Raw genomic sequence first — 22,166 nt, 5'->3', positions numbered from 1 at the left:
ATGTGTCGGGGCCTGTTCTATTCCGGCCAGGAATGCTTTCGAAGTGGGCGCCAGCTTGCGCTGGCGCGTGGGGTCATTCGGCGTCCAGATGCATCTGCGTTACCACCCGGCCATCCTTCTCGGCCTGGCCCAGTTTGGCGTCGACGAAGTACACCCGGTCATCTTCCAGCTGCCCTTTGTCGACCAGGTAGTCCTTGATGGTGCTTGCGCGGTCCTGACCGAGCTGGCGCAACAGCACGTCGCTGCTGCTCCAGAACGTGATCACGCCGCCCTTGAGTTTGGCCGTGCGTTCATCGTCGCTCAGGTTTTTCCACTCCGCCGGTGGTTGTTGTTTCAGGCGGGTGCGGTAGATACCTTCGAGCAAGGGGGCTTTTTCCTTTTCCGGTACTTGCAGCAAGGACGCCTGGGCCGGAACCTTGTCGCCACGGCGCTGCAGGATCTTGTAATAGTTATATTGGTATTCGCGCTCCAGACGCTGCTCGGCGAGGAACTTGCCGTCACTGTCGGCCGCTGCCGTGCCTTCGATTTCCAGGCGCAGGGTAGGGCGTTCTTTGAGGGCCTTGGCCAAGGTGTTCAGGGCGCCCTCGGCGTCTTTGTTCAGTTCGCTGGAGCCTGCGGCGAACGAGACATTGCCGAGGTCTTCCGAACCGCCGCCGCTCACCAGCCCACCGATAAACTTGAACGGCGCCGTTGCCGCGCGCACCACCAGGTTGCGCAGGGTCTGCCAGACGATCGGCATCACGCTGAATTGCGGGTTGTTCAAGTCGCCGCTGATGGGCAGTTCAATCGAGATCTTGCCGTCAGAGTCCTTGAGCAGGGCGATCGCCAGGCGAATCGGCAGGTCTACCGCATCGGCACTGTCGACTTTCTCACCCAGTTGCAGTTGCTCGACCACCACTTTGTTCTCGGCCTTCAGTTGGCCTTTGGTGATCACGTAATGCAGGTCGAGGTTGAGGCGACCCTTGCGAATCCGGAAACCGGCGAACTTACCCGAGTAGGGCGTCAGGGTCGTCAGCTCGACACGTTTGAAGCTGGTGGCGATATCCAGTGCCGCCATCGGATCAAACGGGTTCACGCTGCCTTTGATGGTCACCGGTGCATAGCGATCCACCTTGCCCTTGATGTCGACAGCTGCCGGTTTGGCCTGGCGGCTGTCAATGGTGCCGATCTGCCCGTTGAGCTGTTGGATCGCGGTGGCAAAGTTGGGCGTGAGGCTGAAGTCGGCGAAGTTGGCCGAACCGTCGTTGATCGCGATCTGCCCGATATGAATACCCAGCGGCTTTTCTTTGCTTGCGGCCGGCTTGGCCGCCGACTTGGCGCCGCTGTCGGCCGGCTGTGGAATCAGCAGGTCGTCGACGTTGGTGGTGCGATCATCGTTGATCATGAAGCGCACATAGGGCTGTTGCAGGTTGATCTTGTCGATCGACAGGCTGTCGCCATGCTGGTAGTTCAGCCCTTCCAGCACCAGGCGCTGCCATTTGAGGAAGTCGCGGGTCTTGAGGGTGTCGAGGGTGTGCAACTGATCGACCTGCGCCCGGCCGGTGATCTGTAGGGCCAGCGGCTCGGTGCTTTTGAGGTTCACATCGAGGTTGCTGCCGAGCATGCCGCTACGCAGTTCCAGGCGGATGAACGGGCTGATATAGGACTGTGCGACCCGCAGGTCGATGTCCTGGGTGTTCACTTTCAGCTTGGCGCTGATCGGGTTGAGGTTGACCTCGCCGGTTGCCTGGATCTTGCCTTGCTTGCCCAGGCCGGTGTCGATCTTGAGGGTGAAGGGGCTGCCGTTGAGGCTGTCGAAGTTCTGCACATCGACGTTCAGTGGGCCGAGTTCCAGCGCGACCGCAGGTTTGGCCTGGCGGTCGGCCAGGTGGACCTGATAGTTGCGCAGTTGCACATCCTTGAGCAGTACTTGCCAAGGCTTGCTCGGCGCTGCGGGCGCGGCTTTGGGCGAGTCGGCAGCTGCTGGCGCGCTGGCCGCTTCCGGTGCCTTGGCCGGCTTGCCCGGCTGGCTGGCGAACAGTTTCTGCCAGTCCAGTTGGCCATCGGCTTCGCGGGCGGCCCAGGTTTCCAGCTTGTTGCTGCGGATCTTGCCGACCACCACCTGCTGCTTGGCCAGGTCGATCGTGGTTTCGCTGACGTCCAGGCGCTCCAGGCGCACCAATGGCCGGCCATCCGGCGCCTTGATGGCGAACGGCGCGATGCTGGCGGCGGTGTTGGTCAGGTTCAGTTCGGTTTCTTTGGCCAGGCTGAACGTGTAGTCCGTGCTGAAGTTGAGCACGCCGTTTTCGAGGACCAGGGGCAGGGCGTCGCGCACATAGGGCCACCAGGCTTTCATCTTGCCATCGGTGATTTTCAGGGTGCCTTTGGACGTGATCGGCACCAGGCTGACGTTACCCTTCCAGTCGATCTGCCCTCCTTCCGGGCCGGCGGCGACCAGGGTCATGTCGGCATTGTCTTCCGGCAGGGTGCTGAGGTTTTTCAGCTCGAAGTCGAGTTTGTCGTAGAGGAACTCGATTGGCTCGCTGGGGCGCAGGTCTTCAAAGTGCAGATAACCGCCCGCCAGCTTGATCCGCTCGATCCGCAACGGGAACGGTTTGGCGTTGGGGTCTGCCGGTGTCGGTTCGCTGGGTGGCAGTTTGAACAACTGCGCCAGGTTCAACTGGCCGGACTTGTCGAACAGCAACTCGGTCTTGGGTTTGTCGAGTTGCACATCGGCCAGGTGCAGGGCGCGGGTCCACAGGCTGTCGAGCTGCAGGTTGGCGTAGAGCCGCTCGAAACCCACTTGTTCCTTGCCGGGGTCGCCGATCTTGAGGCCCCACAGCGTCACTTCCAGGCTGAACGGGTTGAGCTCGATACGCTCGATGCGGGCCGGCACCGTGGCGTAGTTGGTCAACTGTTGGTTGGCTATGCGAAGGGCAATGCCGGGCAAAATCAAAAAGCCCAGCAAGCTGTACAGGGCAACGGCAGTCAACAAGGCGCCAGTGGCGCGAATCAATCCTTTGGGCATGGGGCGGCGCCATCTATGTCGAACAGGAGTGCCTTGGAGTATGGCACGGGTTTTCGGTTCCGAAGAGCCACCCTCTTTCAGAAAATTCCTATAACTGCAGGATCAGAGTCTTCAACGGAGGTTGCTGGTCTTGCGACGGAAAGTCGGCGCCAGGAGGCATGATTTGCCAGTCGCGCACCGGACGCCCGGCTTTCTCGGCGCAACGTAGCACCTGCTCACGCCAATCGTCCATGCTCACTTTTGCCAGGTTGTTGCAACAGATCAGCACGCCGTCATCGGCGGTTGCCAACAGCGCCGGCTTGAGCAGGCTTTGATAGTCGCGCAACAGGTCGACGGTGCCGAAGGCGCTCTTGGCCCAGGCCGGCGGGTCAAGCAACACCAGGTCATATTGACGCGGTTCCAGGCGCGGATAGCTCGGCAGTTTCTGCCCGCGCCGCTGAGTGATCGGCAGGCCGGCCAGCTGGCGAATCGCCGGGAAATAATCGGATTGCACGAACGTCATGGGTGCCAACTGCGGGTTGAGCAGGCCGTTTTCGCGACCGACCGCCAGGTTGCCTTCGGCAAAATCCAGGTTGCACACGTCACGGGCACCGCCGGCCGCGGCGCTCAGGCCCACGCCACAGGTGTAGGCGAACAGGTTCAGTACGCTTTTGCCGGCACTGTGTGTCTTGACCCAGCCGCGGGTGTTGCGCAGGTCGAGGAACAGCAACGGGTCTTGCCCGGCATGGCGCCCGCGCACGCGGTAATTGAGGCCCCATTCGTGGCCGACCAGGTCCTGCAGCGCTTGCGGTGTGGCGCGGTAGACCGTGTCTTCGCGGTCGATCCGCGAGTTGCCACGGGAACGGTCGTTGTACACCAGCAGCAATTCCAGGCCCATGTACTGGCTGATCAGTTGATGCAGGTCCAGCAGGTCTGCGCTTTCCAGCGGTTGGTGGAAGCTCTGCACCAGCAATTGCGGGCCATAGCGGTCGATGGTCAGGCCACCGGCGCCTTCCTGGCTGCCGTGGAACAGCCGGTAACAGTCGGTGCCTTGGGCATGCAACTCGCTGATCAGGCCTTGACGATGATCGAGGGCGGCGCGCAGCGCCTGGTTCAGGGGAGACATGGAGCGCGCCTTGCTGGGTAAATGTGGGCGCGGAGTTTAGCAGTTATGGAGCGTCGCCTACATCAACCCCATCCGCCGATGCGCGCGCTGCACCGAGCCATTGCGCATCGCCCAACGCAGCACCGGCGCGCTGCGCTTGACCCCGGCACGCACCAACTGGCGTTGCAGCGGGCTCGGGTGTTGCCCCAGCATGTCGGCGGCCCAGGCCGGCAGCAGGTCGATCCCGGCCTGCATCATCAGGGCGCCAAAGGGTTTGGCCAGGGTGCTGGGCGCCGGGGCTTCGAGCAGCAGGCGCAGCACTTCGCGGCTGCGCGCGTCGCACAACAATTGTGGACGGATACGCGCCAGATAATCCGCAATTTCCTCGCGTGAGCGCGGCACATTCCGCGCGCCCAGGCGTTCGGCGACCAGGGCGATTTCGTTGTAGTAACGATCCTGATCGCGCCCCGACAGCTGCGGGTTGCGATAACGCACGTGCGCGGCGAGGAAGCTGCTGACCTCCGCCACATGCACCCAGGTCAGCAACTGCGGGTCGCTGGCCGCGTAGGCGCGGCCGTCGGGCGCATGGCCGACAACCTGCAGGTGAATGGTGCGTACTTTCTCGATCAGCCAGTCGGCGTCTTTGCGCGAGCCGAAGGTGGTGCCGGAAATGAACTGCGATGTGCGGCGCAGGCGCCCGAGCATGTCCTGGCGAAAGTTCGAATGGTCCCACACGCCAGCCAGCGCCAATGGGTGCAAGGCTTGCAGCATCAAGGCGCTGATGCCGCCGATGAGCATGCTGCTGAAATCGCCATGCACTTGCCAACTGACCGAGTCCGGGCCGAACAGGCCGGGGTCGCCCTTGGGGTTTTCCAGGTCCAACTGGCCCAGCGACAAGCCGGTGAGGCTCATCAACTGGGTTTCGATACGGCTGCGGATAAATTCCATGGCGACGCGCGGGTTCCTATCGGTTCAGGCGTTTGTCGATCAGGCCGGCGACCACGCTGGGGTCGGCCAGGGTGGAGGTATCTCCGAGGCTGTCCAACTCGTTGCAGGCTATTTTGCGCAAAATGCGTCGCATGATCTTACCCGAGCGGGTTTTCGGCAAGGCCGGGGCCCATTGGATCAGTTCCGGTTTGGCAAAGCTGCCGATTTCCTTGCTGACCAGTTCGAGCAGATGTTTTTTCAGTGTATCGCTGGGCTCCACGCCATTCATCGGCGTGACGAACGCATAGATGCCCTGGCCTTTGACGTCATGGGGATAGCCCACCACCGCAGCCTCGGCGACCCAGTCATGCAACACCAGGGCACTTTCCACCTCGGCGGTGCCGATACGGTGGCCGGAGACGTTGATCACATCGTCGATGCGCCCGGTGATCCAGTAGTCGCCGTCTTCGTCACGCCGCGCGCCATCGCCGGTGAAGTAATAACCGGGGTAGGGTTTGAAATAGGTGTCGATCATGCGCTGCGGGTCGCCATAGACACTGCGGATCTGCCCCGGCCAGCTGGATTTGATCGCCAGCACGCCGCTGCCCGGGCCGTGGATTTCCTTGCCGTGCTCATCGAGCAGCACCGGCAGCACGCCGAACATCGGTTGGGTCGCGCAGCCGGGCTTGATGCGCTGGGCGCTGACCAGCGGGCTGAGCATGATGCCGCCGGTTTCGGTCTGCCACCAGGTATCGACAATCGGGCAGCGTTGTTCGCCGACGGCGTTGAAGTACCAGTCCCAGGCTTCCGGATTGATCGGCTCGCCGACGCTGCCGAGTAGGCGCAGGCTGGCGCGGGAGGTGTTCTCCAACGGAGCGTGGCCCTCGCGCATCAATGCGCGCAGGGCCGTCGGCGCGGTATAGAAGATATTGACCTGGTGCTTGTCGATGACCTGCCAGAAGCGCGAGCTGCTCGGGTAGCTGGGCACGCCTTCGAACATCAGCGAGGTGGCGCCATTGGCCAGCGGGCCGTACACGATGTAGCTGTGGCCGGTGACCCAGCCCACATCGGCGGTACACCAGAACACTTCGCCGTCGCGGTAGTCGAGCACGTACTTGAAGGTCATCGCGGCTTGCAGCAGGTAGCCGCCGGTGGTGTGCAGCACGCCCTTGGGTTTGCCGGTGCTGCCGGAGGTGTAGAGGATAAACAGCGGGTCTTCGGCGCCCATCGGCTCGGGTGGGCAGTCATCGCTGGCGGCATCCACGGCCTGTTGATAGTTGAGGTCGCGGCCTTCGCTCCAGTTCACGGCGGCCCCGGTGCGCGCTACCACCAGCACGGTGCTGACGTTCGGGCAACTGGCCAGGGCCTTGTCGACATTTTGTTTCAACGCCACCGGCTTGCCGCCGCGCACGCCTTCATCGGCGGTGATCACCGTGCGGCAGTCGGCGTCGAGAATACGGTCGCGCAGGGCGTCGGGTGAAAAACCGCCAAACACCACCGAATGCACCGCCCCAATCCGCGTACAGGCGAGCATGGCGTAGGCCGCTTGCGGAATCATCGGCATGTAGATGCACACCCGGTCGCCTTTTTTCACGCCACGGCTTTTCAGCACATTGGCCAGGCGGCTGACGTTTTGATGCAGTTGGCGGTAGGTGATGGTGGAAGATGCTGTCGGATCATCGCCCTCCCAGATGAAGGCCGGTTGCTCGGCGCGTTGCGCCAGGTGGCGGTCGATGCAGTTGTAGCTGACGTTCAATTGGCCGCCGGCAAACCATTGGGTGGCGCCGGTCTGGATGTCCGAGGTATTGACGGTGTGCCAGGGCGTGGTCCAGTCGAGAAAGCGCCTGGCCTGTTCGGCCCAGAACGTGTCCGGCTGTTCGATGGATTGGCGATAGAGGCGCTGATAGTCCTCTTGACTCAGTTGCGCAGCCCGGCGGACGGCATCGGCGATGGGAAACATGCTGATATCGAACATGAGCGATCCTTATTCTTGTTTTTGCGACAAGTCATAAAGATGCACCCAGTCGGGGGCGGGTTCAAGGCCGACGTCCGAATGGACGCCGGCCCTATGTGACCGACATCAGCCGCGGTGACGACCGCGGAAGTAGTTGATCAGGCCCTGGGTCGACGCATCGTCGGCCAGGCTTTCTTCGGCGCCGGTCAGGCGGTTGTAGACGCCCTTGCCCAGTTCCTTGCCCAGCTCCACGCCCCATTGGTCGAAGGCGTTGATGCCCCAGATCACGCTTTGCACGAACACTTTGTGTTCATACATCGCGACCAGTGCGCCCAGGCGCCGCGGGCTGATGCGCTCGACCACCAGGGTGTTGCTCGGACGGTTGCCCGGGATCACCTTGTGCGGGGCCAGCTTCTGCACGTCGGCTTCCGGCAGGCCCTTGTCGCGCAGCTCGGCTTCGGCTTCGCTGCGGGTCTTGCCGAGCATCAGCGCCTGGCTCTGGGACAGGCAGTTGGCGTACAGCCACTGATGGTGGTCGGAGACCGGGTTGAAGCTGACGATCGGCACGATAAAGTCGGCCGGGATCAGTTGGGTGCCCTGGTGCAGCAACTGGTGGTACGCGTGCTGACCGTTGCAGCCCACGCCGCCCCAGATCACCGGGCCGGTATCGGTGGACACCGGTGTACCGTCCTGGCGCACGCTCTTGCCGTTGGATTCCATGTCCAGCTGTTGCAAGTGTTTGGTGATGTTACGCAGGTAGTGGTCGTAGGGCAGGATCGCATGGCTCTGCGCGCCCCAGAAGTTGCCGTACCACACACCCAGCAGGCCGAGCAGCACCGGCATGTTCTGTTCGAACGGCGCGTTCTGGAAATGCTGGTCCATGGTGTAGGCACCGGACAGCAGTTCCTTGAAGTTCGACATACCGATGGCCAGGGCGATGGGCAGGCCGATGGCCGACCACAGCGAGTAACGGCCGCCGACCCAGTCCCACATCGGGAAGATGTTTTCTTCGCGGATACCGAAGGCCACGGCGGCCGCGTTGTTGCTCGATACGGCGATGAAGTGGCGATACAGCTCGGCTTCCGAGCCGCCCTGGGCCAGGTACCAGGCGCGGGCGGCCTGGGCGTTTTTCAGGGTTTCGAGGGTGTTGAAGGATTTCGACGAGACGATGAACAGCGTGGTCTCGGCGCGCAGCTTCATGGTCAGCTCGTGGAACTCGCTGCCGTCGATGTTCGCCAGGTAGTGGCAGCGCACGCCTTTGTGGGCGTAGGACAGCAACGCTTCGGAGACCAGCTCCGGGCCGAGGAACGAGCCACCGATGCCGATGTTCACCACGTCGGTGATCGGCTTCTCGGTGTAGCCGCGCCACAGGCCGTCGTGGATGCGGCCCACGAGGTCAGTGATCTGGTTCAACACCTTGTGTACGTCCGGCATGATGTTCACGCCGTTGACCGACAACTTGTCGCCCACTGGGCGGCGCAGGGCGGTGTGCAGGGCAGGGCGACCCTCGGACGAGTTCACCGGCTCGCCGGCATACAGCGCGTCGATCGCGGCTTTAAGGTCGACTTCCTTGGCCAGGTCCACGAGCAGGTTGCGGGTTTCGCTGGTGATCAGGTTTTTCGAGTAATCGAGGAAAAGCCCGCAGCTGCTCAAGGTGAATTGGGAAAAACGCTGAGGATCGGCATTGAACGCGTCGCGCATGCTGAAATCCTGCATGGCTTGGCGATGTTGATTGAGCGCTCGCCAGGCGGGCAGAGCGGTAACGTCATGAGGGGTGCGGTAGTACGCCATCGCTGCGGGTTTCCTTTTATTACGGGGACTGCCTTTAGGACACTTCAAAGCCCGAAACATCCAGTCTTTCATCAAGCAATGGGTTCCGGACAGCGCTAACCATAGCGCAGGGCGAATACATTAAACCTAGCGTGTCGATATGTCTTGGCTTTGTCTGCGCTGTGGCCGGTACTTTTTTATACCGGCGCATCAGGCTGGGTAACGGGCAGGGGGTCAGTCGAGGGTCAGATGCAGGTTGTCGATCAGGCGTGTCGCGCCCAGGTAGGCCGCGACCAGGATCACTACATCGCGATCCTCGGCCGTGGCCGGGCGCAGGTGGACGCCTTGGCGCACTTCGAGGTAATCCACGCGCATGCCGGCGGCTTCGATCTGCTGAACCTGTTCGGCACGCAGTTTGGCGAAGTCGCGGTCGCCGCCTTTGATGGCGGCGGCAATCTGACTCAGGCTGCGGTACAACGTCGGCGCGACGGCCCGCTGCTCGGCGGTGAGGTAACCGTTGCGCGATGACAGCGCGAGGCCATCCTCGGCGCGCACGGTCGGTTCACCGATGATCTGGATCGGCATGTTCAGGTCATGGACCATGGCGCGAATCACGGCCAGTTGCTGGTAGTCCTTCTGGCCAAACACGGCCATATCCGGCTGGACCATGTTGAACAGCTTGTTGACCACCGTGGCCACACCTTCAAAGTGCCCAGGACGGCTGGCGCCGCACAGACCTTCGGACAATTGCGGCACGCTGACGCGGGTCTGGCCGGTCATGCCGCTGGGGTACATTTCCTCGACGCTTGGCGCGAACAACAGGTTGCAGCCGGCTTGCAGGAGTTTTTCCTGGTCGGCGGCGAGGGTGCGCGGGTACTTGTCCAGGTCTTCGCCGGCGCCAAATTGCAGCGGGTTGACGAAGATGCTCGCGACCACGAAATCCGCCTGTTGGGCCGCCTTGGCCACGAGGGCCGCGTGGCCGCTGTGCAGGTTGCCCATGGTGGGCACAAAGCCGATACGTTTGCCGGCGCTGCGGGCATGGGTAACGGCGGCCCGCAGTTCACGTAGGGTTTTTACGGTGTTCATGCAGAGAATCCGTGTTCGGCGCCTGGGAAGGTCACGCCTTTGACTTCGGCGACGTATGCGCTCAACGCGGCGTGGATGCTGTCCTGGCCGGTCATGAAGTTTTTCACGAACTTCGGTACCCGGCCGGTTATCGACAGGCCGAGCATGTCGTGCAGCACCAGGACCTGGCCGTCGGTGGCCGACCCGGCACCAATGCCGATCACCGGCACTTTGACCGCATGGGTGATTTCCGCGGCCAGTTCGCTGGGCACGCACTCGAGCACGATCATCGCGGCGCCCGCTTGTTCCAGGGCGATGGCATCGGCACGCATCTGGCGCGCCTGGGCTTCGTTGCGGCCCTGGACTTTATAGCCGCCGAGGATGTTCACGGACTGCGGTGTCAGGCCCATGTGCGCGCACACCGGCACGCCGCGTTCAGCCAGCATGCGGATCGAGTCGGCGAGCCAGGCGGCCCCTTCGAGCTTGACCATGTGCGCGCCGGCTTGCATCAATTTGCCGGCGTTGTGGAAGGTCTGTTCGACGGTGGCGTAACCCATGAACGGCAGGTCGGCGATGATAAAGGCGCCGTCGTTACCGCGCTTGACGCTGGCGGTGTGGTACGCAAGTTCATCCGTGGTGACGGGCAGGGTGCTGTCATGCCCTTGAAGCACCATGCCGAGGGAGTCGCCCACCAGTAACACCTCGACACCGGCTTGGCAGCAGGCGTGGGCGAAGGTGGCGTCATAGCAGGTCAGCATCGTGATTTTTTCACCTTTGAGCTTGAGGCTCTGCAAGGTGGTCAGGGTAACGTCTGGCATGAAAAGGGTCCTCGTTCAGGCGCATGGAAACAGCGAGTAACGCGCGTGAGTCTTCGTTTATACAGGCGCACTTTCTTGAGAGCAGTGCTTATAAGGCCTGGATTGCGCCCTTTAGCGCCGGTTGGCGGCAGCGGGACGCCTATAGTCGTGAGGAGGACACGGGAAGTCAATTGCATGTGTTACCGCATTGTTACGACGGTGGTGTTACCGCTGTTACTGATGCGATTCAGCAGTGGCTGATCAACGCTGGGTGCTGAGCGCAGGCATGCGTTCCAGGCCGACAAACGGGCAGGCTGCGAGCAGGTCGCTGAGGCGCCGGCCATCGGGCAATTGCAGGGTGGCTGGGGCCAGTTCGGCCAGCGGGTACAGCACGAAGGCGCGCAGGTGCATCTGATAGTGCGGCACTTGCAGGCGTGGTTCGTCGATCAGGCGGTCGCCGAACAGCAGGATATCCAGGTCGAGCGTGCGTGGGCCCCAACGTTCAAGGCGTTCGCGGCCTTGGTCGTTCTCGATGGCTTGCAGCGCATCGAGCAGTTCCAGTGGCGCCAGGCAGCTGTCCAGGGCCGCGACCGCATTGGTGTAGCGCGGTTGGCCGGGGAGCAGGGAGTCGCTTTGATAGAAGGCCGACACCCCGGCGACGGTAGTACCCGGCAATTGCGCCAACGCCTCGATAGCATTGCGCAATTGTTGCTCCGGGGCCGCCAGGTTGCTGCCCATGCCGATGTAGATGCGTTCCACGTTTATTCGCCTGCGGCGCCCGAGGCATCGGCGGCGCTGCGCTTGCGTTTGCTCCCGCTGCGACGACGCTTCTTGGGCCCTTCGCCGACGCCATCGCCTTTGCTGCCGAGTTCACGAATCATCTCGCGGCGCTCGCTGTCATTGGCGTCCTGGTAGTCGGTCCACCATTCGCCCAGGTCGTCGGTCTGCTCGCCGGCGCTTTCACGCAGCAGCAGGAAGTCGTAGCCGGCACGGAAGCGCGGGTTCTCCAGCAACAGGTCGGCGCGCTTGCCGCTGCGACGCGGCAGGCGTTCCTGCATGTCCCAGATCTCGCGGATCGGCAGGGTGAAGCGTTTCGGGATGGCGATGCGCTGGCACTGCTCGGCGATCAACTCGTGAGCGGCTTCCTGCATGGCCGGGATCGGCGGCATGCCACGGTCCTGCAGGCGCACTACGCGTTTGGGCAAGGCCGGCCACAACAGGGCGGCAAACAGGAACGCCGGGGTGACCGGTTTGTTCTGTTTGATGCGCAGGTCGGTGTTGATCAACGCTTCGCTGATCAGGGTGTGGGTATACGTCGGGTTGTATTCCAGTGCTTCGGCGCTCGCCGGGAACAAGGGATCGAACAACTGCAGGTCAACGAGCATTTCGAAGGTATCGGCGGCGTAGCCCGAGAGGAACAGCTTGAGCACTTCTTCGAACAGGCGCGCCGAGGGGATTTCCCGCAGCATCGGCGCCAGTTCGCGAATCGGTGCCGCCGTGTGGCGCTCGATACCGAAGTTCAGCTTCGCGGCGAAACGCACCGCCCGCAGCATGCGTACCGGGTCTTCCTGGTAGCGTTGCGTCGGGTCGCCGATCAGGCGGATCAGGTTGTTGCGAATATCGTGTACGCCGTTGGCGTAATCGAGGATGCGCTCGCTGACCGGGTCGTAATACAGGGCGTTGATGGTGAAGTCGCGGCGCTGCGCGTCTTCTTCCAGGGTGCCGTAGACGTTGTCGCGCAGGATGCGTCCGCTTTCGTTGCGGGAAGACTGATTGGTGTCTTCTTCCTCATCGTTTTGCGGATGACCGGCACGGAAGGTCGCGACCTCGATGATTTCGCGGCCAAAGTGAATATGCACCAGCTTGAAGCGGCGGCCGATGATGCGCGCATTGCGAAACTCGGCGCGCACTTGCTCGGGCGTGGCGCTGGTGGCGACGTCGAAGTCCTTGGGCGTGATATTGAGCAACATGTCGCGTACACAGCCGCCCACCAGATAAGCCTGGTAACCGGCGTTCTGCAAACGTTCGACGATGTTCACTGCATAACGGCTGAACTGAGCGCGTTGCAGCGAATGTTGGCTGCTGTTGAGCACTTCAGGCGTGCTGCGTTTGTGTTGCGTTCGACGCAAGGGAGAACGGAATGACTGGAACAACTTCTTCAGCATGGGATGCACTGTTTGAAGGAATGTTCGGCCATAACGAAGAATGACCGCATGATGGGCCGGGATTCTAGCATTTAGTCGGGGGATGGTGTAGGAACAAGCTACAGGCCTTGCGCCATAAGCCTAAAAACGTCAAATACCGGAAACTACAAGGGGAGCCGAAGCTCCCCCAGAAGTAGTTGCGTGCTCTATTTTTATTATTGGTTTCGGGCTTTTTGTTTTTGTTGATCGCCCTCGCCATGAAGTGTGACCTTCATGACACTCCCAATCGGGAGTCAAGAGCAAACGGATTGCTTTGGTCGCTGTGTTGCTGATCTACGATCCAACCAGTTCAGGCTCTGCCTTAGGGCAGTTTTTGTTGTTCTCGGCCTGGTTGCGGGGCAAGCCCCAAATGCAACGCCTCTCCAAAAGAATCAGTTAGCTGCGCCTCCGCCGTGTTGTTTTTATTGTGCGTGAGTCGATTCGTCTTATTTTTATTGTCTTGTACAAAGCTTGTTATTGTTTTTGTACTAAGCATATAGCAGGGTGCGTGCCAACTTTTGCGCCGACCAGCAAAATCAGGGGGTTGAGGGGTTTTTGGCTGTTTGGCGGCGAAAAAAAAGCCGGGGCTTCGTTACCGTAAGCCCCGGCTTTTGTTACGCGAAATATCCGCGGTAACAGTTTTTTCACATTGGCGGGTGTTACCTGTGGGCGCGCGCCCTCAGCTTTCGCTGGCCACTCCGGTCTTGCGCCGTGGAATGCCCAGGCGTTGGCGCCGTTCCCACAGGCACTTGCGGCTTACGCCCAGCTTGCGCGCCAGTTCGGTCTCGGTCATGTGGTCCTGGTGCTCGAGGACGAAATGCTGGAAGTAGTCTTCCAGTGACAAATCTTCCGTCGGTTCATGGCTGGTATTGCCGGCGGCGCCCTGTTGCGGGGCCAGGCCGATGAAGTCGTCGTCTTCCAGGTCACTGAGCTCTATATCGATACCCAGCAGTTCGGCGGAAATTTCCGGGCTCTCCGACAGAATCACCGCACGCTCGACCGCATTCTCCAACTCCCGCACGTTACCCGGCCATGAGTAGTGCCGAATCGCCTGCTCGGCGTCTGCGGCGAACCGCAGGTCGGTACGGTTGATGCGCGCGCTCTGGCGCAACAGGAACGCATTGGCGATCTCGTTGACGTCGGCACCCCGTTCCCGCAGGGCCGGCAGCTTGAGTGCGATCACATGCAGGCGGTAATACAAGTCTTCACGGAACTGGCCGATCTTGGCCAGGCTCTTGAGGTCGCGGTGAGTGGCCGCGATCAGGCGCACATCGACCTTCTGCGATTGCACCGAACCCACCCGGCGGATTTCGCCTTCTTGCAGTACACGCAGCAGGCGCGCCTGGGCTTCCAGGGGCAACTCGCCGATTTCGTCGAGGAACAGCGTGCCGCCGTCCGCCGCTTCCACCAGGCCCGCGCGCCCGGCGCTGGCGCCGGTAAACGCGCCTTTCTCGTGGCCGAACAGTTCGGACTCGATCAGGGATTCGGGGATTGCCGCGCAGTTCACCGAGATCATCGGTGCCTTGGCGCGCTTGGACAGGTTGTGCAGGGCGCGGGCCACCAGTTCCTTACCGGTCCCCGATTCGCCCTGGATCAGCACATTCGAGTCCGTCGGCGCCACTTTGCGGATCTTGCTGTACAGGTCCTGCATGGGTGGGCAGGAGCCGATGATGCCGATCTCGCCATTGCTGTTGTCGACGCCCGGCTTGTCGGCGCCGTTGGCCGCCTTGCCGGCGGGACGCTGTTCGGCCGTAGCGCTGCTGGCCGACTGGCGGTCACGCAGGATGCGGGCCACGGCCTGGAGCATCTCATCGTGGTCGAACGGCTTGGCGATGTAGTCCACCGCGCCCATCTTCATGGAGTCCACCGCCGAGCGCAGGCTGGCGTAGCTGGTCATGATCAGCACCGGGGTGCCCTGGCCGAGCTTGATCAACTCGGTGCCCGGCGCGCCGGGCAGGCGCAGGTCGCTGACAATCAGGTCGAACGTGGGAATACTGAACCGCTCTTGGGCTTCCTGCACCGAGCCGGCTTCGCTGACCTGGTACTGATTACGTTCAAGCAGGCGACGCAAGGCAGAGCGGATAATGGTTTCGTCTTCGACGATCAAAATGTGCGGCATTGATTCAATTCTCTCGACGGTCTCAGTTCACAGCGGACGTCGCTTCGACATGACGCGGCAAGGTCACCCGAATACGGGTGCCGCGTTGGCTTTCTGTGTCAGCCGGGCTGTCGATGGTGATTTGTCCATAATGCTCTTCAACGATGGAATAGACCAGTGCAAGGCCCAGACCGGTGCCTTCACCGGGGTCCTTGGTGGTGAAGAAGGGTTCGAACAAGCGGTCCTTGATGTTCTGTGGAATGCCGCTGCCTTCGTCCTCCACGATCAGGTCGACCGTGTGCTCGAAAGCCTCGCTCTTGACGCGTACCGCACTGCCGGCCGGGGACGCGTCGCGGGCGTTCGACAGCAGGTTGATCAACACCTGCGCCAAGCGCTGGGAGTCACCGTCGACCCAGTGGTCCGGATCGCATAGGTTGAAGAACTGTACTTCGAAATTGCGCCGATTCAAGGCCAGCAGCCCAATGGCATCCTGTGCCACTTCGGCCAGGCACACCGCTTCGTCGTGGTTCTGATGGGCGCCGGCGTGGGCGAAGCTCATCAGTGACTGCACGATGCGCGACACGCGCTTGGTCTGTTCGAGGATCTGCCCGCTGATCTCGGTGATTTCGCCGTCTTCCTCGCGCTCTTCGCGCAGGTTCTGCGCCAGGCAGGCGATACCGGTGATCGGGTTGCCGATTTCATGGGCCACGCCCGCCGCCAGGCGACCGATACTGGCCAGGCGCTCGGAATGCACCAGCTTGTCTTCGAGCATCTGGGTTTCGGTCAGGTCTTCGACGAGCAACACCAGGCCGCTGTTACCGGGGGCCAGGGGCTCGTCGATCGCCGCCTTGTGCAGGTTGAGCCAGCGGGTCTGGCCGTCGAGGGCCAGGTGCTGCTTGTGCAAGTGTTCGTCGGGCAGGTTGATAAAGCCTTGCAGCAGTTCCTTCCACGGGTCGCCCAGGGTATTGAGGCGCGAGCCCACGACCCGTTGCGCGGCAATGCCGGTGAGTTCTTCCATGGCCTTGTTCCACATCAGAATCTCCTGGTCCTTGGCCAGGGAGCAGACCCCCATCGGCAGTTCCTGCAAGGTCTGGCGGTGGTAGCGGCGCAGGGCATCGAGTTCGGCGGCCAGGCCAGTGAGGCGTGAGTGATAATCCTCGAGCCGGCTTTCGATGAAGTGGATGTCTTCAGTGACGTAGTTTTCGCCGCTCGCCTTGTAGGGCAGGAACGTTTCCACCATGTCCTGCGACACGCTGGGGCCCATCAGCCCGGACAGGTTGGCTTCGATTCGGTCGCGCAGGCGGCGCAGGGCGTAGGGGCGGCGCTCGTCGAACGGCAGATAGAGGTCGCGCAGCGCTTGTTCGACTTCCTTTTGCGCGGCCTTGGCGCCCAGGGGCTTGGCCAGTTGCGTGGCGAACTCCTGGGGCGAGGCGGCATGCAGCTCGCGGCGTTGCGGGCGGCGCACGTTGTCCACCGCGCAGGCTTCGGCGGCGCTGGTTTCTTCCGGGCTGGCGTTGGTGAACAGCGAGATCAGGGTGAACATCAGCACGTTGGCGGCCAGCGAGGCGATCGCCGCCATGTGCCAACTGGTGTCGTCGAGCACGTAGATCATGTTCAGCAACGGGATGTAGAAACCCTGCAGGTTGCCGACCAACGGCAGCAACATGGTCACCAGCCACACCAGAATCCCGGCGAGCAACCCGGCGATAAAGCCGCGTCGATTGGCCGTCGGCCAGTACAGCACCGACAACACCCCCGGCAGGAACTGCAAGGTGGCGACAAACGCGACGATCCCCAGGTTGGCCAGGTCTTGCCCGGCGCCCAGCAGCAGGTAGAAACCGTAGCCGGCCATGATGATCGCGACGATCAGCGCGCGGCGGGTCCATTTCAGCCAGCGGTAGATATTGCCTTCGGCCGGCGGCTGGTACAGCGGCAGCACCAGGTGATTGAGCGCCATGCCGGAGAGCGCCAGCGTGGTGACGATGATCAGGCCACTGGCCGCCGACAACCCGCCGACATAGGCCAGCAGCGCCAGGGCCGGGCTGTTGGCCGCAATACCGATGCCGAGGGTGAAGTATTCGGGGTTGGTGGTGGCGCCCAGTTTGAGGCCGGCCCACAGGATCAGCGGCACCGCCAGACTCATCAACAGCAGGAACAGCGGCAAGCCCCAACTGGCGCTGACCAGCGAGCGTGGGTTGAGGTTCTCGGTGAACGTCATGTGGTACATGTGCGGCATCACGATGGCCGAGGCGAAGAACACCAGCAGCAGCGTGCGCCACGGGCCTTCCTGCAGCGGGGTGTGCAGCGCGGCGAGGGCGGTCTGGTTTTGCAGCAGCCACAACTCCAGCTGTTGCGGGCCGTCGAATACGCCGTAGAGCGCATACAGGCCGACGCCACCGATGGCGATCAGCTTGATCACCGACTCGAAAGCAATCGCAAAGACCAGGCCTTCGTGTTTCTCGCGGGTGGCGATGTGGCGTGAACCGAAGAAAATCGTGAACAGGCTGATCAGCGCGCAGAAGGCCAGGGCGACGCGATACTGCACCGGCTCACGGGTCAGGATGCTGATGGAGTCGGCCACTGCCTGGATCTGAAGGGCGAGCAAGGGCAGCACGCCGATCAGCATGAAAATCGTGGTCAGCGCGCCGGCCCAGGTGCTGCGAAAGCGGAAGGCGAACAAGTCGGCCAGGGACGACAACTGATAGGTGCGGGTGATCTTCAGGATCGGGTACAGCAGCACCGGCGCCAGCAAGAAGGCCCCGGACACCCCGAGGTAACTGGACAGAAAGCCATACCCATACTGATAGGCCAGGCCCACCGTGCCATAGAACGCCCAGGCGCTGGCGTAGACGCCCAAGGACAAGGTGTAGGTCAACGGATGGCGAATGATCGCCCGCGGAATCATTCCGCGCTCACTGATCCAGGCGACACCGAACAGCGCGGCCAGGTAGGCGGCGCTGATCAGCAGCATCTGGGTGAGGCTAAAGCTCATCGGCATCTTTTTGGCTCTGCAGGATGAAAGTCACGACGATCAGGATCAGCCACAGCAGATAGGGGCGATACCAGGCGCCCGTGGCGTCGATCCACCAATCCATGATGGCGGGGGAAAACAGGTAGATCCCGACGACCAGCAGCAGGACCAAGCGATAGATGTACATGTTGGCCTCTGATTGAATAACTGCGGCGATGGTAACGGATGCCTGGCCGGCTGCAAGCGCCTTCAGCGCAACTGCGCTTCGGCCAGCGTGAGTGTGCGCGGGATCAGCTGCGCATCCCAGTGGGCAATGCCCCAATCCAGCAGTTCCCGTGGGCTGGCGTGCAGCAGTTCGTCGCCGGGTTGCTGGCCGAGCGCGCGCAGGGCTCTCAACAGCAAAGGCGTGGCCTGGTCTGTGGTCAAGGGCGGGGAACGATAGGATTTGCCCAACTTGTTACCGTCCGGCTGGACGATCAGCGGCACGTGCAGGTAACGCGGTTGGCGCAGCCCCAATAATTCTTGCAGGTACAGCTGGCGCGGCGTGGAGTCGAGCAGGTCGGCGCCGCGCACGATGTCGGTAACACCTTGCCAGGCGTCATCGAGCACCACGGCCAGTTGGTAGGCGTAGAGGCCGTCACGGCGACGGATGATGAAGTCACCCACTTCGCGGCCCAGGTGTTGTCGGAATTCGCCCTGTACGCGGTCGGTAAAGTGGTATTCCAGCTCCGGGACGCGCAGGCGGATGGCCGCATCGTGCTGCTCATGACCGGCATTACGGCACAGGCCCGGGTAGATCCCGTGGTAGGGCTCCAGCTGTTTGCGCGAGCAGGTACAGGCATAGGCCAAGCCGTGGTTGAACAGGTCGTTCAGCACCTTGGCGTAGGCATCGTGCCGGTCGCTTTGTCGGACCAGTTCACCGTCCCACTCGAAGCCATAGCTTTCCAGGGCATGCAGGATTGCCGCCTGGGCGCCGGGTTCTTCGCGGGGAGGGTCGAGGTCTTCCATACGCATCAGCCAGCGGCCATGGTTGGCGCGGGCGTCAAGGTAAGAGGCGAGGGCGGCGACCAGCGAGCCGAAGTGCAGGTGGCCGCTGGGCGTGGGGGCGAAACGCCCGATATAGGGAGAGGCTGTCATGGGCCGGATACTACTGGAAAATCGCTAAACGCCAGAAACAAAAATGGGGCGTTTGTACGCCCCATTCGTTCAGCTCGGCAGGGGTTACTTGCCGACCTGTTTTTCCTTGATTTCTGCCAGGTTCTTGCAGTCCACGCACATGTCGGCGGTAGGACGTGCTTCCAGGCGGCGAATACCGATTTCGATGCCGCAGCATTCGCACCAGCCGTATTCTTCGTCCTTGATCAACTGCAGTGTCTTGTCGATCTTCTTGATCAGCTTGCGTTCGCGATCACGGGCACGCAGTTCAAGGGCGAACTCTTCTTCCTGGCTCGCACGGTCGGCCGGATCAGGGAAGTTGGCTGCTTCGTCCTTCATATGGTCAACGGTGCGGTCGACCTCCTGCATCAAGTCTTGTTTCCACTTGTTAAGGATCTTGGTGAAGTGCTCGCGCATGGGCTCGCCCATGTACTCCTCACCTTCCTTCGTGACGTAAGGTTCGAAGCCGCTGAGGCCTGGGGATTGCTGTTGCTTTGCTTGGGTGGACATGAATAGACCGCCTCTCACTCTTCTAATCCATTGCGCAGGATTGCAACGTCACCGACACCTGCCGGCCCTGCGGCTGCAAGCGGGCGAACTTACCAGATAGATTCAGGGTGCGCCACTCCCGGTTGTCGAGGCCCATCACGCAGGGGTTGCAAACAGCAGCAACCCGCTGTGGCTGGGTATGAATCGTCTCGAAGGTTGATTTTAGTCGTTTTGCAAGCGCTTGCCGGGTTCATCGTGGACGGCCTGGCAGGCAATAGAGCATGTTTTACCGCGAGGGTTCGGTAGAATCGCTGTTTTTGTCCTCACCGTTAAGGAAGGCTAATGGCTCAGCCCTACAGTGCGCGCAGTCGCGCCATCGAACCTTTTCATGTCATGGCGTTGCTGGCGCGAGCCAATGAGCTGCAAGCGGCAGGCCATGATGTCATCCATCTGGAAATCGGCGAACCGGATTTCACCACCGCCGAGCCGATCATCCAGGCCGGCCAGGCCGCGCTGGCCAATGGCAAGACCCGCTATACCGCAGCCCGCGGCCTGCCGGAGCTGCGCCATGCCATCAGCGGTTTCTACCAGCAACGCTACGGCCTGAGCGTGGACCCCGAGCGCATCCTGATCACCCCGGGCGGCTCCGGCGCGTTGCTGTTGGCCAGCAGCCTGCTGGTGGACCCTGGTAAACACTGGCTGTTGGCCGACCCGGGTTACCCGTGTAACCGCCACTTCCTGCGCCTGGTGGAAGGCGCGGCGCAGTTGGTGCCCGTGGGTCCGGACGTGCGTTATCAATTGACCGCCGACCTGGTGGCCAAGCACTGGAACCAGGACAGCGTGGGCGCGCTGGTCGCATCGCCGGCCAACCCCACCGGCACCATCCTGACGCGGGACGAACTGGCGGGGTTGTCGAGTGCCATCAAGGCGCGTAACGGCCATTTGGTGGTGGACGAGATCTACCACGGCCTCACTTACGGCACCGAGGCGGCCAGCGTGCTGGAAGTCGACGATGATGCGTTTGTCCTGAATAGTTTTTCGAAGTATTTCGGCATGACCGGCTGGCGCCTGGGTTGGCTGGTGGCACCGCCCGATGCGGTCGGTGAGTTGGAGAAGCTCGCGCAAAACCTCTACATCAGCGCTCCGAGCATGGCGCAGTACGCGGCGTTGGCCTGCTTCACCCCGCAAACCCTGAGCATCCTGGAAGCGCGTCGTGCCGAGTTCGGGCGCCGTCGCGACTTCCTGCTGCCGGCCCTGCGCGAGTTGGGCTTCGGTATTGCCGTCGAACCGGAAGGGGCGTTCTATTTGTACGCCGATATCAGCGCGTTCGGCGGTGATGCCTTCGCGTTTTGCCGTCATTTCCTTGAGACCGAACATGTGGCGTTCACCCCCGGGCTGGATTTCGGTCGTTATCAAGCCGGCCACCATGTGCGCTTTGCCTACACGCAAAACCTTGATCGGCTGCAAGAGGCGGTAGAGCGCATCGCCCGTGGGCTGCGGAGCTGGCAGGGCTGATGCGCTTTCATCCTCCCCTCGAAGAGGCGCGGCTGATTCGCCGCTACAAGCGTTTTCTCACCGATATCGAAACCGTTACCGGCGAGTTGTTGACCATTCACTGCCCCAATACCGGCTCGATGCTCAATTGCATGGTCGAGGGCGGGCAGGTCTGGTTCAGTCGCTCCACTGACCCCAAGCGCAAGTTGCCCGGCACCTGGGAAATTGCCGAGACGCCTCAAGGCCGCCTCGCGTGCGTCAATACGGCGCGTGCCAATCAACTGGTTGAGGAGGCGTTGCATGCCGGGGTCATCACCGAACTCAACGGCTTTAGCGCGTTGAAGCGTGAAGTGCCTTACGGTCAGGAGAACAGCCGCATTGATTTTCGCCTGGATTACCCCGAGGGGGCGGCCTATGTCGAAGTCAAAAGTGTGACGCTGGGGTTCGATGGCACCTCGATTGCGGCGTTTCCGGACGCCGTGACCCAGCGCGGTGCCAAGCATCTACGCGAGCTGGCGCACCTGGCCCGAGATGGTGTGCGGGCGGTGCAGCTGTATTGCGTCAACCTGTCCGGGATCGAGGCCGTGCGCCCGGCTGTGGAAATCGACGCGGCCTACGCTGCCGCCCTGCGCGAGGCCAAGGCCGCGGGCGTGGAAGTGCTGGCGTATGGTGTGCGTGTCACGGCCGAGGAAATTTACGTCGAACGCCGCTTGGACGTGCTGCTCGGCGACTAGAGTTCTACCCACAGGCCCTGTTCGTCTTCGCGGCCGGGCAGGGCAGTGAGGCTTTGACCCGCGCAGGGGCCGGCGATGCATTCGCCGCTCTCGATCAGGAACAACGCGCCGTGGGTGGCGCATTGGATCAGGCTGGCGCTGGCGTCGAGGAAGTGATCGGGCTGCCATTCCAGGGGGACGCCGCGATGGGGGCAGCGATTGCGATAGAAGTAGGCGATGCCATCCCGGCGCACGGCCAGCAGTTTGTGCCCGTCGATATCAAAACCACGGCTGCTGTTGGGGGCGAGGGTGTCGGAGGGGCAGAGAAACTTCATTCCAATCCTTAAGTGCCTTGACGTTCAAATGCAAACAATTATCAAATGCAGGCTTCGCCCGTTAGCTGACTGGGCGCTCAGTACGATGCCCGGCAAGAGGTATCTGTCACATCCATGAGTGTTT

Annotated in this window: 17 protein-coding genes; 2 read left to right on the top strand and 15 right to left on the bottom strand. The window is 62.1% G+C overall.

Going from position 1 to position 22,166, the window contains the following annotated elements; genetic code table 11:
- Positions 1 to 73: 73 nt before the first annotated feature.
- The 14 genes from PverR02_RS26870 to dksA form a co-directional block, all read right to left on the bottom strand.
- Complete coding sequence (locus PverR02_RS26870; RefSeq protein WP_079444707.1) at positions 74 to 3,007, bottom strand: DUF748 domain-containing protein; 2,934 nt, start codon at positions 3,005 to 3,007, stop codon at positions 74 to 76.
- Positions 3,008 to 3,095: 88 nt separating this feature from the next.
- Positions 3,096 to 4,112 carry a class I SAM-dependent rRNA methyltransferase gene (locus tag PverR02_RS26865; protein WP_046382046.1) on the bottom strand — a complete coding sequence of 339 codons (1,017 nt, stop codon included), beginning with the start codon at positions 4,110 to 4,112 and terminating at the stop codon, positions 3,096 to 3,098.
- A 57-nt stretch (positions 4,113 to 4,169) separates the two neighbouring features.
- Entirely contained in the window at positions 4,170 to 5,039 is an 870-nt protein-coding gene (locus tag PverR02_RS26860) for an oxygenase MpaB family protein (protein WP_046382047.1), read from the bottom strand.
- A gap of 16 nt (positions 5,040 to 5,055) precedes the next feature.
- Positions 5,056 to 6,993, bottom strand: coding sequence for an acetate--CoA ligase (acs, locus tag PverR02_RS26855; RefSeq protein ID WP_079444706.1), 1,938 nt, complete (start codon positions 6,991 to 6,993; stop codon positions 5,056 to 5,058).
- Positions 6,994 to 7,098: 105 nt separating this feature from the next.
- The gene (gene pgi, locus PverR02_RS26850) at positions 7,099 to 8,763 is read right to left on the bottom strand and encodes a glucose-6-phosphate isomerase (RefSeq protein WP_017847431.1); all 1,665 of its coding nucleotides are present in this window, start codon (positions 8,761 to 8,763) and stop codon (positions 7,099 to 7,101) included.
- A 213-nt stretch (positions 8,764 to 8,976) separates the two neighbouring features.
- Positions 8,977 to 9,828 carry a pantoate--beta-alanine ligase gene (gene panC / locus PverR02_RS26845; RefSeq protein WP_046382048.1) on the bottom strand — a complete coding sequence of 284 codons (852 nt, stop codon included), beginning with the start codon at positions 9,826 to 9,828 and terminating at the stop codon, positions 8,977 to 8,979.
- A complete protein-coding gene (gene panB / locus PverR02_RS26840) occupies positions 9,825 to 10,625 on the bottom strand; it encodes a 3-methyl-2-oxobutanoate hydroxymethyltransferase (protein WP_079444705.1) in 801 nt (266 codons plus the stop codon). The genes panC and panB overlap by 4 nt, the downstream gene beginning before the upstream one ends.
- A gap of 240 nt (positions 10,626 to 10,865) precedes the next feature.
- A complete protein-coding gene (folK, locus tag PverR02_RS26835) occupies positions 10,866 to 11,363 on the bottom strand; it encodes a 2-amino-4-hydroxy-6-hydroxymethyldihydropteridine diphosphokinase (protein WP_017847434.1) in 498 nt (165 codons plus the stop codon).
- 2 nt (positions 11,364 to 11,365) lie between these two features.
- Entirely contained in the window at positions 11,366 to 12,769 is a 1,404-nt protein-coding gene (locus tag PverR02_RS26830; protein ID WP_079444704.1) for a polynucleotide adenylyltransferase PcnB, read from the bottom strand.
- Positions 12,770 to 13,466: 697 nt separating this feature from the next.
- Entirely contained in the window at positions 13,467 to 14,906 is a 1,440-nt protein-coding gene (locus tag PverR02_RS26825; RefSeq protein ID WP_017847436.1) for a sigma-54-dependent transcriptional regulator, read from the bottom strand.
- Positions 14,907 to 14,928: 22 nt separating this feature from the next.
- Positions 14,929 to 17,883 (bottom strand): sensor histidine kinase, encoded by a 2,955-nt coding sequence (locus tag PverR02_RS26820; RefSeq protein ID WP_026140088.1) that lies wholly within the window; start codon positions 17,881 to 17,883, stop codon positions 14,929 to 14,931.
- A complete protein-coding gene (locus tag PverR02_RS32105) occupies positions 17,867 to 18,043 on the bottom strand; it encodes a hypothetical protein (protein WP_003176118.1) in 177 nt (58 codons plus the stop codon). The genes PverR02_RS26820 and PverR02_RS32105 overlap by 17 nt, the downstream gene beginning before the upstream one ends.
- 62 nt (positions 18,044 to 18,105) lie before the next feature.
- A complete protein-coding gene (gene gluQRS, locus PverR02_RS26815) occupies positions 18,106 to 18,993 on the bottom strand; it encodes a tRNA glutamyl-Q(34) synthetase GluQRS (protein ID WP_017847438.1) in 888 nt (295 codons plus the stop codon).
- An 84-nt stretch (positions 18,994 to 19,077) separates the two neighbouring features.
- Positions 19,078 to 19,521, bottom strand: coding sequence for an RNA polymerase-binding protein DksA (gene dksA, locus PverR02_RS26810; RefSeq protein ID WP_017847439.1), 444 nt, complete (start codon positions 19,519 to 19,521; stop codon positions 19,078 to 19,080).
- Positions 19,522 to 19,842: 321 nt separating this feature from the next.
- Here dksA and PverR02_RS26805 point away from each other — a divergent pair, with 321 nt between their 5' ends.
- A complete protein-coding gene (locus tag PverR02_RS26805) occupies positions 19,843 to 21,015 on the top strand; it encodes a pyridoxal phosphate-dependent aminotransferase (protein ID WP_046487535.1) in 1,173 nt (390 codons plus the stop codon).
- Positions 21,015 to 21,728, top strand: coding sequence for a DNA/RNA nuclease SfsA (gene sfsA / locus PverR02_RS26800; RefSeq protein ID WP_017847441.1), 714 nt, complete (start codon positions 21,015 to 21,017; stop codon positions 21,726 to 21,728). Before PverR02_RS26805 ends, sfsA begins: the two co-directional genes overlap by 1 nt.
- Here sfsA and PverR02_RS26795 read toward each other — a convergent pair.
- A complete protein-coding gene (locus PverR02_RS26795; RefSeq protein WP_046382054.1) occupies positions 21,725 to 22,042 on the bottom strand; it encodes a Rieske (2Fe-2S) protein in 318 nt (105 codons plus the stop codon). The genes sfsA and PverR02_RS26795 overlap by 4 nt on opposite strands.
- Positions 22,043 to 22,166: the final 124 nt, after the last annotated feature.

Origin of the sequence: Pseudomonas veronii (assembly GCF_002028325.1) — a bacterium.
Taxonomy (GTDB): domain Bacteria; phylum Pseudomonadota; class Gammaproteobacteria; order Pseudomonadales; family Pseudomonadaceae; genus Aquipseudomonas; species Aquipseudomonas veronii.
This window is presented reverse-complemented; position numbering and strand designations above follow the sequence as displayed.

Coding starts and splice junctions, on each gene's coding strand:
- PverR02_RS26870 (WP_079444707.1), bottom strand. CDS start 3,007: ATGCCCAAAGGATTGATTCGCGCCACTGGCGCCTTGTTGACTGCCGTT.
- PverR02_RS26865 (WP_046382046.1), bottom strand. CDS start 4,112: ATGTCTCCCCTGAACCAGGCGCTGCGCGCCGCCCTCGATCATCGTCAA.
- PverR02_RS26860 (WP_046382047.1), bottom strand. CDS start 5,039: ATGGAATTTATCCGCAGCCGTATCGAAACCCAGTTGATGAGCCTCACC.
- acs (WP_079444706.1), bottom strand. CDS start 6,993: ATGTTCGATATCAGCATGTTTCCCATCGCCGATGCCGTCCGCCGGGCT.
- pgi (WP_017847431.1), bottom strand. CDS start 8,763: ATGGCGTACTACCGCACCCCTCATGACGTTACCGCTCTGCCCGCCTGG.
- panC (WP_046382048.1), bottom strand. CDS start 9,828: ATGAACACCGTAAAAACCCTACGTGAACTGCGGGCCGCCGTTACCCAT.
- panB (WP_079444705.1), bottom strand. CDS start 10,625: ATGCCAGACGTTACCCTGACCACCTTGCAGAGCCTCAAGCTCAAAGGT.
- PverR02_RS26830 (WP_079444704.1), bottom strand. CDS start 12,769: ATGCTGAAGAAGTTGTTCCAGTCATTCCGTTCTCCCTTGCGTCGAACG.
- PverR02_RS26825 (WP_017847436.1), bottom strand. CDS start 14,906: ATGCCGCACATTTTGATCGTCGAAGACGAAACCATTATCCGCTCTGCC.
- PverR02_RS26820 (WP_026140088.1), bottom strand. CDS start 17,883: ATGCCGATGAGCTTTAGCCTCACCCAGATGCTGCTGATCAGCGCCGCC.
- PverR02_RS32105 (WP_003176118.1), bottom strand. CDS start 18,043: ATGTACATCTATCGCTTGGTCCTGCTGCTGGTCGTCGGGATCTACCTG.
- gluQRS (WP_017847438.1), bottom strand. CDS start 18,993: ATGACAGCCTCTCCCTATATCGGGCGTTTCGCCCCCACGCCCAGCGGC.
- dksA (WP_017847439.1), bottom strand. CDS start 19,521: ATGTCCACCCAAGCAAAGCAACAGCAATCCCCAGGCCTCAGCGGCTTC.
- PverR02_RS26805 (WP_046487535.1), top strand. CDS start 19,843: ATGGCTCAGCCCTACAGTGCGCGCAGTCGCGCCATCGAACCTTTTCAT.
- sfsA (WP_017847441.1), top strand. CDS start 21,015: ATGCGCTTTCATCCTCCCCTCGAAGAGGCGCGGCTGATTCGCCGCTAC.
- PverR02_RS26795 (WP_046382054.1), bottom strand. CDS start 22,042: ATGAAGTTTCTCTGCCCCTCCGACACCCTCGCCCCCAACAGCAGCCGT.